Origin of the sequence: Clostridium sp. chh4-2 (genome assembly GCF_002899675.1) — a bacterium.
In the GTDB taxonomy this organism is placed as follows: Bacteria; Bacillota; Clostridia; order Lachnospirales; family Lachnospiraceae; genus CHH4-2.
In genome coordinates this window covers 69,636-85,387 of record NZ_PKUU01000022.1, presented here as the reverse complement: position 1 = coordinate 85,387, position 15,752 = coordinate 69,636, and the positions used below count along the sequence as shown (strand labels likewise).

The 15,752-nt window shown below is 46.3% G+C and carries 13 protein-coding genes; 10 read left to right on the top strand and 3 right to left on the bottom strand.

Annotation, left to right across the window (positions count from 1 at the left end):
• Nucleotides 1–14 precede the first annotated feature (14 nt).
• The 4 genes from C0033_RS20340 to C0033_RS20325 all read left to right on the top strand — a co-directional run bounded on the left by C0033_RS20340 (nt 15) and on the right by C0033_RS20325 (nt 4,622).
• Nucleotides 15–503 (top strand): tripartite tricarboxylate transporter TctB family protein, encoded by a 489-nt coding sequence (locus tag C0033_RS20340; RefSeq protein WP_103229742.1) that lies wholly within the window; start codon nt 15–17, stop codon nt 501–503.
• Between the two features lie 10 nt (nt 504–513).
• Nucleotides 514–2,025: a tripartite tricarboxylate transporter permease gene (locus tag C0033_RS20335; RefSeq protein WP_103229741.1), complete on the top strand. Its 1,512-nt coding sequence runs from the start codon at nt 514–516 to the stop codon at nt 2,023–2,025.
• Nucleotides 2,026–2,091: 66 nt separating this feature from the next.
• Complete coding sequence (locus C0033_RS20330; RefSeq protein ID WP_103229740.1) at nt 2,092–3,168, top strand: tripartite tricarboxylate transporter substrate binding protein; 1,077 nt, start codon at nt 2,092–2,094, stop codon at nt 3,166–3,168.
• A 317-nt stretch (nt 3,169–3,485) separates the two neighbouring features.
• Entirely contained in the window at nt 3,486–4,622 is a 1,137-nt protein-coding gene (locus C0033_RS20325; RefSeq protein ID WP_180994835.1) for a mannonate dehydratase, read from the top strand.
• On the opposite strand, the gene C0033_RS20320 is transcribed toward C0033_RS20325, so the two are convergent.
• Nucleotides 4,623–6,044, bottom strand: a complete 1,422-nt coding sequence (locus C0033_RS20320; protein WP_103229738.1) for an MATE family efflux transporter — start codon at nt 6,042–6,044, stop codon at nt 4,623–4,625.
• Nucleotides 6,045–6,219: 175 nt separating this feature from the next.
• Complete coding sequence (locus C0033_RS20315; protein ID WP_103229737.1) at nt 6,220–7,128, bottom strand: LysR family transcriptional regulator; 909 nt, start codon at nt 7,126–7,128, stop codon at nt 6,220–6,222.
• Between the two features lie 239 nt (nt 7,129–7,367).
• On the opposite strand from C0033_RS20315, the gene C0033_RS20310 reads away from it, so the two are divergent.
• From C0033_RS20310 to C0033_RS20300, 3 genes are all read left to right on the top strand, one after another.
• Nucleotides 7,368–8,675: a lactate racemase domain-containing protein gene (locus C0033_RS20310; protein WP_103229736.1), complete on the top strand. Its 1,308-nt coding sequence runs from the start codon at nt 7,368–7,370 to the stop codon at nt 8,673–8,675.
• Between the two features lie 38 nt (nt 8,676–8,713).
• Nucleotides 8,714–10,231 carry a galactarate dehydratase gene (garD, locus tag C0033_RS20305; RefSeq protein ID WP_103229735.1) on the top strand — a complete coding sequence of 506 codons (1,518 nt, stop codon included), beginning with the start codon at nt 8,714–8,716 and terminating at the stop codon, nt 10,229–10,231.
• A gap of 337 nt (nt 10,232–10,568) precedes the next feature.
• Nucleotides 10,569–11,432 (top strand): 3-isopropylmalate dehydrogenase, encoded by an 864-nt coding sequence (locus C0033_RS20300; protein ID WP_103229734.1) that lies wholly within the window; start codon nt 10,569–10,571, stop codon nt 11,430–11,432.
• A gap of 102 nt (nt 11,433–11,534) precedes the next feature.
• On the opposite strand, the gene C0033_RS20295 is transcribed toward C0033_RS20300, so the two are convergent.
• The gene (locus C0033_RS20295; protein WP_103229733.1) at nt 11,535–12,467 is read right to left on the bottom strand and encodes a LysR family transcriptional regulator; all 933 of its coding nucleotides are present in this window, start codon (nt 12,465–12,467) and stop codon (nt 11,535–11,537) included.
• A gap of 179 nt (nt 12,468–12,646) precedes the next feature.
• Between C0033_RS20295 and C0033_RS20290 the strand changes: the two genes are divergently transcribed.
• From C0033_RS20290 to C0033_RS20280, 3 genes are all read left to right on the top strand, one after another.
• On the top strand, nt 12,647–13,645 hold the full coding sequence (locus C0033_RS20290; protein ID WP_103229732.1) for a tripartite tricarboxylate transporter substrate binding protein: 999 nt from the start codon (nt 12,647–12,649) through the stop codon (nt 13,643–13,645).
• A gap of 78 nt (nt 13,646–13,723) precedes the next feature.
• The gene (locus C0033_RS20285) at nt 13,724–14,191 is read left to right on the top strand and encodes a tripartite tricarboxylate transporter TctB family protein (protein WP_242984564.1); all 468 of its coding nucleotides are present in this window, start codon (nt 13,724–13,726) and stop codon (nt 14,189–14,191) included.
• A gap of 12 nt (nt 14,192–14,203) precedes the next feature.
• Nucleotides 14,204–15,697 carry a tripartite tricarboxylate transporter permease gene (locus C0033_RS20280; RefSeq protein ID WP_103229731.1) on the top strand — a complete coding sequence of 498 codons (1,494 nt, stop codon included), beginning with the start codon at nt 14,204–14,206 and terminating at the stop codon, nt 15,695–15,697.
• Nucleotides 15,698–15,752 lie beyond the last annotated feature (55 nt).

Here is a 15,752-nt window from a genome sequence, read left to right as displayed (position 1 = left end):
AGGGGGAAAAGTAAATGTTTATTAAAAAATATGGTGATTTGACAGTTGGTATCTTTTTTGTCTTACTGTCAGTGGCTATGATTGCAGCTTCATATGCCCTGCCGGCCTCCAAAGTTATGGAGATCGGACCTGATTTTATGCCGCTTTGTATCGGCTGGCTGACCCTTGTACTCGGTGCGGCTCTTACCGTGCTGAGCGTCAAAGAATTAGCCCGTAATAAGGGTAAGGTGTATGAAGAAGATGAGAACAAACCGGATTACCGAAGAGTTCTTATCAGTTTCGCATTGATCCTTGTCTATGTGTTTGTGATGAAACCAGTTGGATTTATTATTTCCACTATTGTATATCTTCCGTTGCAGATGTACACGCTGGCGCCGGATGACGGCAGAAAACCTGTGTTTTTAACAGTGATTTCAATTGTATTCACATTTGCTGTTTTCTTCTTATTCCGTTATGGATTTAAGATCGTTCTGCCTGCAGGTTTATTCACAATCAATTTATAGGAGGGATATTATGAGCGCATTAAGTCATTTGGGTTCTGCTTTTATAGCGATCAGCACCCCACAGTCATTGCTTCTTATGGCAGCCGGCGTTGCTGTTGGTATCATTTTTGGTTCCATTCCGGGACTTTCGGCAGCTATGGCCGTAGCCTTGTTTTTACCGCTGACATTTACACTGGATGCTTCACTGGGGTTAAATCTGCTTGTAGCAGTATATATCGGAGGTATTTCCGGTGGTTTGATTTCAGCAATTCTTTTGAATATGCCTGGTACGGCATCTTCCATTGCAACAACATTTGACGGTTATCCTATGGCTCAGAAGGGCGAGGCGGGAAGAGCGCTTGGATACGGAATTGTATTCTCCTTTATCGGATGTATCTTTTCCTTTATCGTTCTGACATTTTTAGCGCCGCCTATCGCTAAAGTAGCATTGAAATTTACACCTGCCGAGAACTTCGGAATCTCCGTATTCGCGCTTACCATGGTGGCAGTTCTGGCATCCGGTTCCATGTTAAAGGGTATTTTGTCCGGTATGATGGGACTTATGGTAGCTATGGTTGGTATGGCTCCTATCGATGGTATTCCGCGTTTTACCTTCGGCAGCAAGGCTTTGCTGGCAGGTTTTGATACACTTCCTACTCTGATCGGTATTTTTGCAATTTCTGAGATTTTGTTGACCGCAGAGAAGATGGGAAGCGGAAAAGCTCTTGAAACAGTTAAGATCAATAAGATCAAAGGTTTTGGTTTCAGCTGGAAAGAATTCATTTACCAGATACCAAATGCATTTCGTTCCGCATTAATCGGTACAGGTATCGGTATCCTTCCTGGTATCGGCGGAAGTACATCCGGTATGATGTCATATGTTACAGCTAAGAACATGTCCAAGCATCCGGAAGAGTTTGGTAAAGGATGTCCGGACGGTATCGTCGCAACAGAGACGGCTAATAACGCCACCATCGGAGGCGCTATGATTCCTCTTTTAGTATTGGGTATTCCCGGAGACGGCGTTACGGCTATGATGTTAGGCGGATTCCTGATTCACGGCTTGTCAACCGGCCCTCTTCTGTTTACAAAGAGTGCAGATATCGTATATGGTATTTTTGCAGCTTGTATCGTTTGCAGTTTCTTCATGCTGCTTATCGAATTCTTTGGTATTAAAGGATTTGTACAGTTACTTAGAATTCCGAAACACATTTTGATGCCGTTTATCCTGGTGCTGTGTGCGGTAGGCGCTTATGCAACAAACAACAAGATTTTTGATGTTCAGTCCATCATTCTGTTCGGTGTAATCGGTTATCTGATTACCAAATTCAAGATGTCCGTATCGCCGTTTGTACTTTGCTTCCTGATCGGCGAGATGGTTGAAACCTATTTAAGACGTGGCCTGATGCAGTATAAGAGTTTCGGCGCGTTCTTTAAGAGACCGATCTTCGACGTATTCTTTGCACTGGCAATCGGTATTCTTGTATGGTCTATTTATAAAGAGTGGAAAGCCTATCGGGCAAAAAGCAGTTTAGCGAAATAAGAGGTGTCAGCCGGGTCAAATGGCATCCGGTTCACATAAAAACAAGTTAAAGGAGAAAGAGAGATTATGAGGAAAAGAATTTTAGCAACAGTATTGGCAGCGGGTATGGTAGCCAGCTTAGCAGCATGCGGCGGCGGATCTAAGACCACCGAAGCAACACAGGCAGCGAAAACAGAAGCAGCTAAGACAGAGGCAGCAGCTGAAACAAAGGCAGAAGAAACAAAAGCAGAAGGCGAAACAAAGGCTGAGGCAGAAGCTCCTGCATCTGATTGGAAACCTGGCACAACCATCTCTATCGTAGTTCCTGCTTCCGCAGGCGGTACAACAGACCTTTCCGCACGTGTTTGGGCTCAGTACGCAAAAGATCTTGGATTTGATGCAGTCGTAGTGAATGCAGGCGGAGCATCAGGTTCCGTAGCAGCTAACCAGGTACTTGACGCAGCCGCAGACGGATGCACCGTATTATACGGACATAACCTTGTTAACGTTGCGAACATCGCAGGCGTTACAGACTATAACTATACAGCATTTAAATTAGGACCTACATTCTGTCTGGAACCTGCACAGCAGTTATATGTATCTGCTGATAAATACAAAGATTGGAACGACTTTGTAGAGCAGGCAAAAGCAAATCCTGGAAAATTAATGGCTTGTACAGAAGTTGGCGCTTATACATATTATGAATTATTAGGTCTTGAAGTAGCCGCTGGTATCGACCTTGATTTAGTAGACGTTGGATCTAACTCTGAAAAGATCGCAGCTTTATTAGGCGGACAGGTTGACTTAATGCCAGGCGCATACGGCAATGCAAAAGATTATGTGGAATCAGGCGATTTCATCTGCTTAGGCGTTCCTACAGCTGAAAGATATGAAACTGTTAAAGACCTTCCTACATTAAAAGAACAGGGCGTAGATTATGTATATCCTGACTGCGAATTCTCATTCTACTTCCCTAAAGATACACCAGACGAAGTAATTGCAGCATATGAAGCAGTTACAAAACAGTTAACAGAGAACACAGATGTTGTTGAAGCTTTAAACAACCTGGCTATGGTTCCTAAGTATTTAAATGCAGCTGATTCTGAAGCAAATGATGCTAAGATCTTCTCACAGCTTGAAGAAATTGCAGCTACAGTTGAATAATTAATAATCCTAAAGAAAAACGGCTCTTCCGGTGAAAACCGGAAGGGCCGTTTTTATTGGCTATAGGAGCGCGATGCCGCATCCCGCATGAGAAAGAAAACAGCCGGTATTTTGATAAGAACGGCTTATTATCCTGATCTGTATTAAATATTAGATATTTGGCAGTTAAGCTGATATTATGATCGTAACAGGCTGGTTTAGCGTTACTGTTCACGGCTCCCGGAACCACACCAGACGGCAGAGGCCCCAGGAGCCGTGAACAGTAACGGTTTATCAGCTGATAATACACAATAAAAGGAGAATGGCAAATGAGTAAAATGAGATTGATTCTGCGCTGGCACGGCGAAAAAGACCCTGTTTCATTAAAGCAGTATTCGCAGGTTCCAAATATCTATGGGATTGTGACATCTCTTTATCACCTTCCGCTGGGCGTGGAATGGAAAGAATCCGTAATCCGGGGTTTAGTAAAACAGGTGGAGAGCTATGGGTTAAAGCTGGAGCTTGTAGACAGCTTCCGCGTCCACGAAGACATCAAAAGAGGATATGATACCAGAGATGCGCTGATTGAAAATTATAAGAAAAACATCCGCATGCTGGCCCAATGCGGCATTAAGGTCATTTGCTACAACTTCATGCCCGTATTTGACTGGACCAGAACCGATTTAGAGCATGTGCTTCCGGATGGTTCCGACTGCTTATCCTTTGATATTGAAAAAGTTCAAAAAATAGATCCCGGGAAAGGGATCAGCCTGCCGGGCTGGGGAACCAACTATACGCCCGGGCAGCTGCAGGAACTCTTGAATTCATACAAAAATATCGGAGAACAGGAACTTTGGGAGAATTTTAAATATTTTCTGGACGCGGTTGTGCCTGTGGCAGAAGAAGCGGGAATCATTCTGGCTCTTCATCCCGACGACCCGCCGCGGCCAATATTCGGCCTTCCGCGTGTGGCTAAAAATGTGGAGGATTACCGGAGAATTCTCAGTTACATAGACAGCCCTTCCAATGCAATAACCTTCTGTACCGGCTCATTTGGTTCCGCTTGGGATAATGATCTGCCGGCCATGATCCGTGAATTCGGAAAACAGAAAAAGATACCATTTGTCCATTTCAGAAATATCAAATTGGAAGAAAACGGCGATTTTTATGAATCCGGCCATGTGACGGAATCCGGATCTCAGGATATGGGAGAGATTATGAGAGCCCTTCACGACACGGATTTTGACGGATATCTCCGTCCGGACCATGGCAGAAGGATATGGGATGAGGCATGGACGGAGAAGGAAGTGGTTCTGCCGGACGGCACCATCACAATCGAGAAAAGGCCGGACGGCTGGAACGGCAGAAAACCGGCCGCCGGCTATGGATTATTCGACCGTGCATTAGGCGCCGCTTATGCGGTTGGGCTGTGGGAAGGCATTACAAAGCAAAAAGCGGCGGAGAAAAATCATTAATTACCTGGAAGGGCAGACTTCGGCTTCAGAAGGGCCGTTTATGGCTGAACTGCATTCTCTTTGATTCAGATGGCGGAAGAGATGACCTGATACAAAGAGCACTGCGATCAGGGAAACCACATCGGCCGCCGGCGCGGAATACAGCGCACCGGTCAGTCCCATAAAACGGGGAAGGATCAGCACCAGGGGAACGCTGAGGATAAAATCACGCAAAAGGGAAAGTCCTGTGGATAAGAACGGCTTTCCAAGCGCCTGAAGGAAAATGCTGGTGGATTTCTGGATGCAGCAGAATAAAATTGTGGACAGATACAGACGGAATGCCATAACGGCAAATTCATTATATAAGTCACTTTCACTTCCAAAGATGGAGATGATCTGCTGCGGAAAGGCTTCAAAACAGATGGTGGCGATGATGCCCACGCAGGCTTCTGCAAGGATCATGGTTTTAAAGATCTCCTTCACCCGCGCGTATTTTCCGGCACCATAGTTGTAACCGATAATGGGTTGGGAACCGGCGGCAATGCCCACTACGACGGCAATGACGATCTGAAAGACTTTCATAACGATGCCCACCACCGTAAGGGGAATATCCGCCCCATATTTGGACTGGGCTCCGTATGTCACAAGGGTGTTGTTCATGGCGGCCATGATGATTACAATTGAAATCTGGGTTAAAAAGCTGCTGATTCCTAGCGGAAGGAAATTTTTCATTATATTCAGGTCCGGAAGAAAACTGTTCCGGTTCAAGTGAAATGTTTTCGTATGGAACAGATAGTAAGCGGCCAGGAGTGCGGATACGATCTGGCCTGCTATTGTGGCAAGAGCGGCTCCGGCCATACCCCAGTGAAGCACAAAGATCGCCACCGGATCCAGGATTACGTTGATAATGGCGCCGATTAAAGTGGAAAGCATAGCAAACTGGGGGCTGCCGTCAGCGCGGATAATAGAGTTCATGCTGTTGGCGAACATGAAAAACGGGATTCCCATGATAATATAGAAGAAATATTCCTCTGCATATCCGATATTGCCTTCTGTAGCGCCAAATGCCCAGAGCAGCTGGTTTTGTGAAAATGCCAGCAGGACAGTGAAAATAAGGCTGACGGCAATGATAAATGAGACCGCATTGCCCACGCTTTTTTTCGCTCTTTTTTCATCTTTCATGCCCTGGCAGATGCTGAGATATGCGGCGCATCCGTCGCCTGTCAGCAGAGCCAGTGAAAGCGCGATTATGGTCACCGGAAAGACGATGTTGGTAGCTCCGTTTCCCAGATAGCCGATTCCCCTGCCTATGAAGATCTGATCTACAATATTATACAGGGATGAAACAAGAAGAGACATGATGCAGGGAATTGAGAATTTCATCATCAGTTTTCCGATATGTCCCTCTGCCATGTATTCATTTGCATTTAATGTGTTTTCCATTTATTACCTCCTTTATTCATCCAAAACAGCTGCATAAGCGATGAGAGACCCTCTCATTACTGATGCAGCCGTTCGTAATCTATATCCTAACATATTTGAAAAAAGTCTGTAATTGGTAATGATACACAAAGATTTAAGCCTATATATATGTGAATAATTTACAAAAATACGGTTCTTACGGGGTATTGCAGAATACTTTGGCCAGGCGGATGAATTCGCGGGCGGCCTGGCTTAGATAACCGTCTTTCCGGTAACTGACCGCCATTTCCCAGCCCAGCTTTTTAGGCAGAGAGAAGCAGGCCATGCCTTCTCTGTCGTTCTTCACATAATAGTAAGGAAGCAGGCCGCAGCATAGGTTGGATTTTATCATGGTTACGATGGTCAGGTTATTGGAGGTTTCAAATAATACATTAGGTATAAAACCGGCATCCTGAAATGCGGATTCCACCAGAGGACGGATGGTGGATTCTTTATACATGAGAACAAAGGGTTCGTATTTTAACTGAGCCAGATCGAGGGATGCAAAGGGCTGGCCTTCGGGTGCGGCGAGAGCGCCTAACGGGTGTCCCTTGGGAATCACCAGCATGATCTCTTCCTGCATTAGAGTGATGAAATTATTGCCGTTTTTCTGCTTTTCGCAAAGAGTCTGAAAACCGATATCCAGATCGCCGCGGGAGATCAGCTCCTGCTGTTTTTTTACGCTGAGCTCCATGGGTTCCACGATGATGTGGGGATAAAGCCGGTGAAAATCAGGGTAAACGGCGGAAAACATGGTGATTCCCCGCCCGGAGGTAAAACCTACGGAAAGCCTTCCTTTTTGGGATTCGGCCATATCATTTAAGATGCTGTAGGTTTTTCGTTTGATCCTCAGAATCTCTCTGGCATTTTCCAGATAGACAAGCCCGGCTTCCGTAGGATGCCAGTCCGTTCTGGAACGGTAAAACAGCTGGACGCCCAAATCTTTTTCCAGCTTGAGCAGCTGTTGGTTTAAGGCGGACTGGGTGATGAACAGCTTTTCCGCCGCTCTCGTGATGTTATTTTCATCGGCAATTTTAACAATATATTCTATTTGTTTCAGATCCATTGGAGTTCCCCCGTTTATTGTAAAATCCTTCCGTTGCGGATCGCCGGTTTCATTCGGCAATCCTGCCGGCAGGTAATTGTTATTAAGTCAGTTATATAATAAAAGCAGGGGGGAATCAAGAGAGAAACGGATGAAAACTTAATTTTACTTATTAAAATCTAAATATTATTAATTTTACTTCATAAAAACCTTGCGATATAATGGGTTTAAAGGATAATTTTGCAGGAGGAGGGTCAGCTATGCGGATTGTAAAAGGAGGAAATGTCTCCCGTATGCTTCAGGATGTAACAATTCCTAAGATGTTTCATGCAACCCAGACATTTAACGAGGAAAGAATTGATCCGTCTGAGATACCAGGGGTGGTTTACGGACAGCTTTCCAAACCGGAGATATCAGCTAAGATTCAGCTGGGGATGAGCATTGCCATTACGGCAGGAAGCCGCGGAGTTGCCAATGTGGATATTATTACTAAGGCGATTGTGGATTACTGTAAGGAAAAGGGAGCCCATCCATTCATCGTGCCGGCCATGGGCAGCCATGGAGGCGCCGACGCAGAAGGTCAGAAGGAACTTTTGGCGGGGTATCATATCACAGAGGAGAACATGGGATGTCCGGTCAAATCATCCATGGAAACTGTGATGTTAGGATACTCTGAGTACGGAAAGGCAGTATATCAGGATAAGAACGCCAATGAGGCGGACGGAATCATCATATCCTGCCGGGTTAAGCCTCATAATGCGTTCAGGGGACCATATGAAAGCGGTATCTGTAAGATGATGGTCGTAGGTCTTGGAAAACAAAAGGGGGCGGAAAGCGTCCACAGCGACGGTCTGGGCAATATGGCCCGCAACCTTCCTGCCAATGCAAAAGTGGTTGCTGAAAAATCCAACATTCTGTTTGCAATTCCATGCGTGGAGAACGCCTATGACGAAACTGCACTGATCGAAGCGGTTCCTAAAGACCGGATATTCGAACGTGAACCGGAACTGTTGAAGATGGCATTTGCCAACATGCCGAGCATTCTGGTAGGGGAAGCGGACGTTTTAGTGGTAAATGAAATGGGAAAGAACTACAGCGGAACGGGCGTAGACCCCAACATCTCAGGTACCTGGTCTACAGAATTTGGTAAAGGCGGCCTGAAGGTAAAGAGAACCTGTTTTCTGGATCTGACGGATTGCTCCCACGGCAATGCCAACGGTATGGGGCTGGCGGATATTATCACCGCCAGAATGTACGAGAAGCTGGATTCAGAAGTGATCTATCCCAACTGTTTTACCAGCACAGTGCTCCGTTCCGGCATGATGCCGCCTGTAGTCGCTACGGATAAAGAGGCCATTCAGGCATGCATCCGCACGGCCAACGGAGTGGAAGACCGGGAAAAATGCCGCATGGTACGGATTAAGAACACCCTTCACGTGGGCAGCATCATGCTGTCGGAAGCCTATTATGAGGATGTGAAAAACGGCAGGTATCCGGGCGTGACCGCTGTTTCCGAACCGGCGGCCTTGGAATTTGATGAGGATGAGAACCTGATCACACCGATGTAAATGGAAATACAATGTTTAAATAATTAGGAGGTAATGAATTGAGCGCACCGTTATATATTAAAATCAAAGAAGAAGATAATGTGGCCATTGCGGTCAACGAAATCAAAGCCGGCACCGAAGTGATGCCGGGAATCACAGCCACCCAGGATATTCCTCAGGCTCATAAGATCGCCCTTTGCGACATTCCTAAGGACGGCAAAATCGTCCGCTACGGAGTAGTGCTTGGTTATGCCATCGACCCGATAAAAAAAGGCGATTGGATCAATGAAAAGATGCTGGTTCTGCCCACTCCTCCGTCTGTAGATGAGATGGTATTCGGCACAAACCTGGTGACCGATCTTCCAAAACCGCCGGTTGACACTTGGGAAGGCTACCGCAATCCAAACGGCGGCTACGCCGGAACCCGCAACATCCTGGGAATCAGCACCACCGTTCAGTGCGTAACCGGAGTGTTAAATGTAGCTGTGGCCCGGATGAAGGCGGAACTTCTTCCTAAATACCCCAATGTAGACGATATCGTGCCGATTAACCACGCATACGGATGCGGCGTTGCGATCAATGCTCCGGAAGCCAAGGTTCCGATCCGCGCGCTGAGAAACCTGTCCAAACACCCGAATTTTGGCGGACAGCTGATGGTTGTAGGCCTTGGATGCGAGAAATTTACCGTTGAAATGCTGTGCGACGAAGCCGACATCACTCCGGAAAATGTGATCATTCTTCAGGAGAAAAAAGGCTTTGACGCGATGATCGACGCTTTGATGGAGATGGCGGACAAGAAGTTAGCCATTTTAAATGAGCGAAAGAGAGAGACCCTTCCGTTATCCGATCTTTTAATCGGTTTGCAGTGCGGAGGCAGCGACGCATTTTCAGGCGTTACTGCCAACCCGTCTGCCGGCTATGCGGCCGATATGCTGGTAAAAGGCGGAGCAACCGTATTGTTTTCCGAGGTTACGGAAGTGAGAGACGGCGTTTATCTGATCGGAGAGCGGTGCGTGAACGAAGAAGTGGGCAAAAAGCTGGCGGCTGAGATGAAATGGTATGATCATTATTTGGAAGAGGGACAGGTAGACCGAAGCGCCAACCCAACCCCGGGCAATAAAAAAGGCGGACTTTCCAATATCGTGGAAAAAGCCATGGGTTCCATTGCAAAATCCGGAACCTCGCCGGTTGTAGAAGTGCTGTCCCCAGCGGAAAAACCATCTAAAAAAGGTTTGATCTATGCGGCGACCCCTGCAAGCGATATCGTGTGCGGACCCTGTCAGCTGGCATCCGGAATCGGCCTTCAGGTATTTATGACAGGCCGCGGCACCCCATATGGTCTGGCAATCGCCCCGGTTATTAAAGTCTGCTCCAGAAACGATATGAAAGAACAGTGGCCGGACCTGATCGACGTAAACGCCGGACCGATTGCTACGGGCGACGCTTCCATCGAAGATATCGGCACCCTGCTGTTCCGGGAGATCGTGGATGTAGCCAGCGGAAGAAAGCAGAGCTTTGCCGAGAAATATAAATTACATAACGATCTGTGCATCTTTAACCCGGCGCCTATTACCTGATCGAACCTTTGCTGAGTTATCGAAATCTTATGCGTCCCAGCCTTACAGTCAGGATATTTTATAATGACTGTAAGGCTGGGACGTTTTTTATATGGTTTAATATTGTCGCGACAGGAAGAACGGATTGTAAGCAGCGATAAAAGCATTGTGAAATAGCTCAATCATTGATATAATAGCACTGTAATTGATTTACATTCTTGTATTGCGGAATTCATCCGCATTCTACAGGCCGGTTCGGCCGCAGTTTTCCAATATGAATTGAAAATAGGGCAGCGGGAGGTGATGCAGGCAAATCTTGATTCTGCGAAAGAAAGATAATATAATAAAGGAGAGACAAATGAAGACAGAATTACTGCAGTGGCATCCGGCTTTTTATGCGGTAGCTCAGATTGAGTTTGGTGAGGAATTGAGTAAACTTCACTTTGAAAATGAGCATCAGCTTAGTAAAAAGCCGCTGCTTATCGACGTGCTGATTATAAAGGTCAGAAAAGGCGATAAGATTCATAAAAACATTGGAAAAATTTTCAGAGAACACAACATCATAGAGTATAAAAGCCCGGATGATTACCTGAGCATTAATGATTATTACAAGGTGCTGGGATATGCCTGCTTGTACCAGGCGGATACGGAAACGGTCTGCCAGATATTACCGGCTGAAATTACAATAACATTTGTATGCACCCATTTTCCCAAGAAACTTTTGACCTACCTGACGGATCAAAAGAAAAAGACGGTAGTCCGCAGAGAAGATGGGATTTACTATGTGGAAGAAGGCGTATTCCCTACGCAAATTATAGTGATTGACCAGCTTACGGCTGATAACAATTTTTGGCTCAGCCGTTTGAGGAAAAATTTAACGGCTTCCAACGATATCGAAAAATTGGCGGAAGAGTACAGAAAAAAGAGAAACAGCCCGCTATATTCGGCAGCCATGGATCTGCTGATGAGGGCAAATCATGAGGCGGCAGAGGAGGCGAAAGACATGTGTGATGCAATAAGAGAATTATTTGCGGATGAGTTGAAGGAAGTCGAAAAGAAAGTCGAAAAAGGTATTGAACAGGAACGGAAAAGGGGGATTGATATTTTAACGAAAACCTGCAGAAAATTGGGGCGGTCCAGAGAAGAAACCCGGATGGAATTGGAAGACAGCTATGGATTAAGCCGGGAAGAGGCGGAGCGCTATTTAGATCAGTGCTGGTAAATTAAAGGTTCGGGAACATGCTTAATGGAGGTCGTCGGAGAGGATGGAGCGGTGCTGCTTTTGTACCCATACTTTCCGGCGTCTCTTACTCCTATAAATCTTTTACCGGAACATGAATTCTCCGGGATTTTCCCCATTGACCGTATATTCCCTGGCAAGTTCGATCAGATCCAGTTCCGGTTTGCTTAGATAGGCCCCTTTCCTGGTGGCCACCGATCTCATCCAGGAAGCTCTGGAATCAAAGGAAAAGTACACGATGGGGGCGTCCGGCTCCACATAGGACTGAGGAAAAAATGCCGGACACACCTGGTTCTTTACCATGTTAAACGTGGTATAGGTGCTGGTGGATTCGAATAATACTTTTGGTTTATAACCCGCTTTTGCGAATGCTTCATCAATCTTATCGCGAAAGCGGGTTTCGTGCGTCATGAGAACGAAATAATCGTCTTTCAGGCGTTTCAGATCGAAGAGGGGAAATGTCTTATAACTCTCCTCTCCGGCCAGATAGGCCAGGGGATGAGAAGCGGGGAGGGCGAGAACCATGAGTTCAGGCTGAAGCTGATAGTAGTCAAATTCCGGTTTTTCCTCCATATGGGCTACAAATCCTAAACTCACATCCCCCTGCAGCACCAGCTGTTCGGTTTTCTTAACCCTGGCTTCGTAGATCTTGAAGGTGATGTCGGGGTAGAGCTGATGGAAACTGGGATAGATGTTGGAGAACATCACAGAGCCGCGTTCCGGTGTATAGGCGATGGAGATCTCACCACGTTTCATATCGGCGATATCGTGCAGAATCTTATAGGTTTCTTCTTTCATGTTCAGCATTTTCTTAGCTGTATCCAGATAGATTCTTCCGGCATAGGTAGGGATCATGGAATGACGGACCCGGTTGAATAAGGGAAGTCCCAATTCCCGTTCCAGGCGAAGCAGCTGCTGGTTCAGCGCGGACTGGGTCATGAACAGTTTTTCAGCTGCTTTTGAGATGCTTTGCTCATTCGAAATGGCCACTATGTATTCTAATTGCTTTAATTCCATAGAGAATCCCCCTTTAGAGAAGTGAACTTAAAAATATTAAGTAAAAATATAAAAATCAATAAGTTGATCTTTGAGTATTGTTATATTATAATAAAAACATCTTGATAAATCAATAAAATTTATCAAAAATCACAATATGTTTGCCCATGCAATGTAAGCGGGCAGAAGGAGAAGAGGAAATGAAGAAGACAGGAAAGGTATTGGCAGCAGGTTTATTAGCAGTATCATTAGCGGCGTCATTGACTGCATGTTCAGGGGGAGCAAAAGCAGGACAGTGGGCTAAGAATGTTGAGGTTCAGGTACCGGCAAAAGCGGGCGGCGGTACGGATGTTATGGCAAGAACTTTGGCAACCCAGGTTGCAAAGGATGCGAAAAACACATTGACAATTGTTAACAATACGGACGGCGGCGGCGTGGTTGCCATGGAAAAAGTCAGAACAGCGAAGACAGACGGAAGCACGATTCTGCAGTTCCATACAACGATGCTGATTAAAACGGCTACCGGAGTATATGATAAATCAGTAGCGGATGATTTTACCGTTATTGCAGTCAGCCAGGGTACAGAAGTGGGCGGTTATGTGCTGGTAGTTCCGGCAGATTCCCCATATAAGACAGTGGATGATTTCGTTGCAGCTGCAAAGGCGGCTCCGGGAACTTTGCTGTTCGGTGTTGAAACAGGCGGTTCTTCCCATATCCAGGCAGGCTTATTTGCAAAAGCGGCGGATATTGACTTTAAATATGTAGAAGCAGGTTCGGATACAGAGAAATTAACTGCTTTAGTAGGAAAGAGCATTGACGCATGTCTCGTTAATCCAAATCAGGCAAAACAGTACGTGGAATCCGGTAAAGTGGTTGGATTGGCTTGCGTATCCAGAGATAAAGAAGGCGGCAGAAGTTCCGTGCTTCCGGATATCCCAAGTTTTATCGAGCAGGGACTTGATGTTTCATTTGCTTCCATCAACCTGTTCTTAGGGCCGAAAGGCATGGATCAGGAGCTGGTACAGAAGATCCATGATTATTATGCGGCAGCAGCTGATAATGCTGAAGTAAAAGCGATTCTGGAACCGGCGGGATTTGCTATGGAATTCTTCAGCGTTGAAGACGGCTTAGCTAAGGTGAAAGAGCAGCAGGAACAGCTGAATGTAGTAGTAAAAGAACTTGGACTGGAGCAGAAATAAGCAGTAAAAATCCAGCGGAACATCATAATCTATGGGGTTGCGCTGGATTTTTTATACCATAAGAAAGGGGTTTTTATAGTGGTTAAGGTAAAAAGAGATCAAATTACAGGTGCTGTTTTAGTATTGCTGGGCCTGATTGTGGCTGTGCTGGTGAGCCAGTTCAGAATGCCTATGACGCCGTCTTATCCGGGACCTAAGATGCTGCCCAGCATTGCGGTTGTGGGATTTATCGCATGCGGCGCCGGTATATTTGTTGAGAGCACATTGAGCAAAAAAGAGGAAAAGCCATTCATGTTAAAGGCCGGATGGGTGCGCATGGGGATTACGGTGATCGTGCTGGCTGCGTATGTGCTGGCGATGACTTTTGTAGGGTATCTGATTGCCACTCCGGTGGCCGCTTATGTGATGACGACCTTATTTGCAAAGGGACAGAAGTCCACTGTGAAGGGGAGAATCATCTTTTCCGTTCTTTTGACTGTGATTATCTATGGAATCTATGTATTTGCATTCGGGCTTGGTCTTCCGGATGGAATGCTGTTTTATTAGGGGGTGGAGTGTATGATTGAATTTCTTCCATATATTGTTTCTCAGATTGTACAGCCGTTTAACCTTCTCCTCCTTTTGGCAGGAACGGTGATCGGCATCATTTTCGGAGCCATACCGGGGCTTTCCGGCACGCTGGCCGTTATGCTTTTTATGCCGTTAACTTATACCATGCCGGCAGGAACTGCGGTTATATTCCTGATCAGCTTATGGGTTGGCGGATGTTCGGGAGCCTTCATCGGTTCCGTTCTTTTGGGAATTCCCGGATCTGCTTCGGCGGTTGCCACCTGTTTTGACGGATATCCTATGAGCCAGAACGGCAAGGCCGGTAAGGCGCTTGCAATCGGTATGGTTGCTTCCTTTGTCGGAACATTTTTCAGCGCAATTCTGGGCGCGCTTCTCAGCCAGTCGGTAGCTGAAGTGGCGTTTATGCTGGGGCCGTGGGAATATTTTTCTCTGTGTTTTGTGGCGATCACCATGGTTCTGGCCATCTCAAAGGGCAATATGTTCAAGGGGCTGGCTTCCGCAACCATAGGACTGCTTTTTGCGTCTGTAGGTTTTTCGCCAATCGACGCAGAACCCAGATTTGTATTTGACAATATGTATTTGATGAGCGGACTTTCCATGACGGTTGTTCTGATCGGTATCTTCGGTGTGAGCAGGATTATTGTGGAATATGGAAAAGGCTTTGATCCGCTTCCTGAAGTGGATACAAAGAGCATTAAAGGGCTTGGAATCACGTTTAAAGAGATCAAAGCCCAGACGGTTAATATTCTCCGTTCATTCGGAATTGGCCTTGGAATCGGCTTTCTTCCCGGCATGGGAGCGGGGCTTTCCAACCTGGTCGCTTATTCTTCCGCTAAAAATGCATCTAAAACGCCGGAATTATTCGGAAAAGGAAATCCGGAAGGAATCTGGGCTTCCGAGGTATCCAACAATGCGGCCATCGGCGGTTCCATGATCCCAATGGCGGCGCTCGGTATTCCGGGAGACTCCACCACAGCGCTATTGATCGGCGCGCTGACCATTCACGGGTTAGAGATGGGGCCTATGGTATTTAAAAACAGCGGTAATGTGGTTTATCTGATGTTTGCGGTTGTGGCGCTGTGCGCATTTGTGACACTGGTGCTGCAGGCTCTTGGAATGAGACTGTTTCCGCAGATTTTGAAGGTTCCTTATCATTACATGTATCCGGCTCTGCTGGTAATTTCTTTAGTCAGCGCATATGTGGATTCCAGCAGCCTTTATAAATGCGGAATGATGATTGTGTTTGCACTTGTCGGAATCCTGATGACATACGGCGGCCTGCCTACGGCTCCCCTCATTCTGGCTTTTATTCTGGGTCCTACGCTGGAAAGCAATATGCTGAAGGCGTTCCAGTATTCGGGAACTGCGGCTTCATTTTTCACAAGACCGATTTCAGGCGTGCTGATGGTAATCGGAATCTGCTGTGTATTTTCACCGATTATACGTACTGTATTTGCAAAAGTAAGAAAAACAAAAGCTTAAATGTGTGGAAAGGGGTAAATGTTCAGTAGGTCTGCGCATTTACTGCGCTGACCGT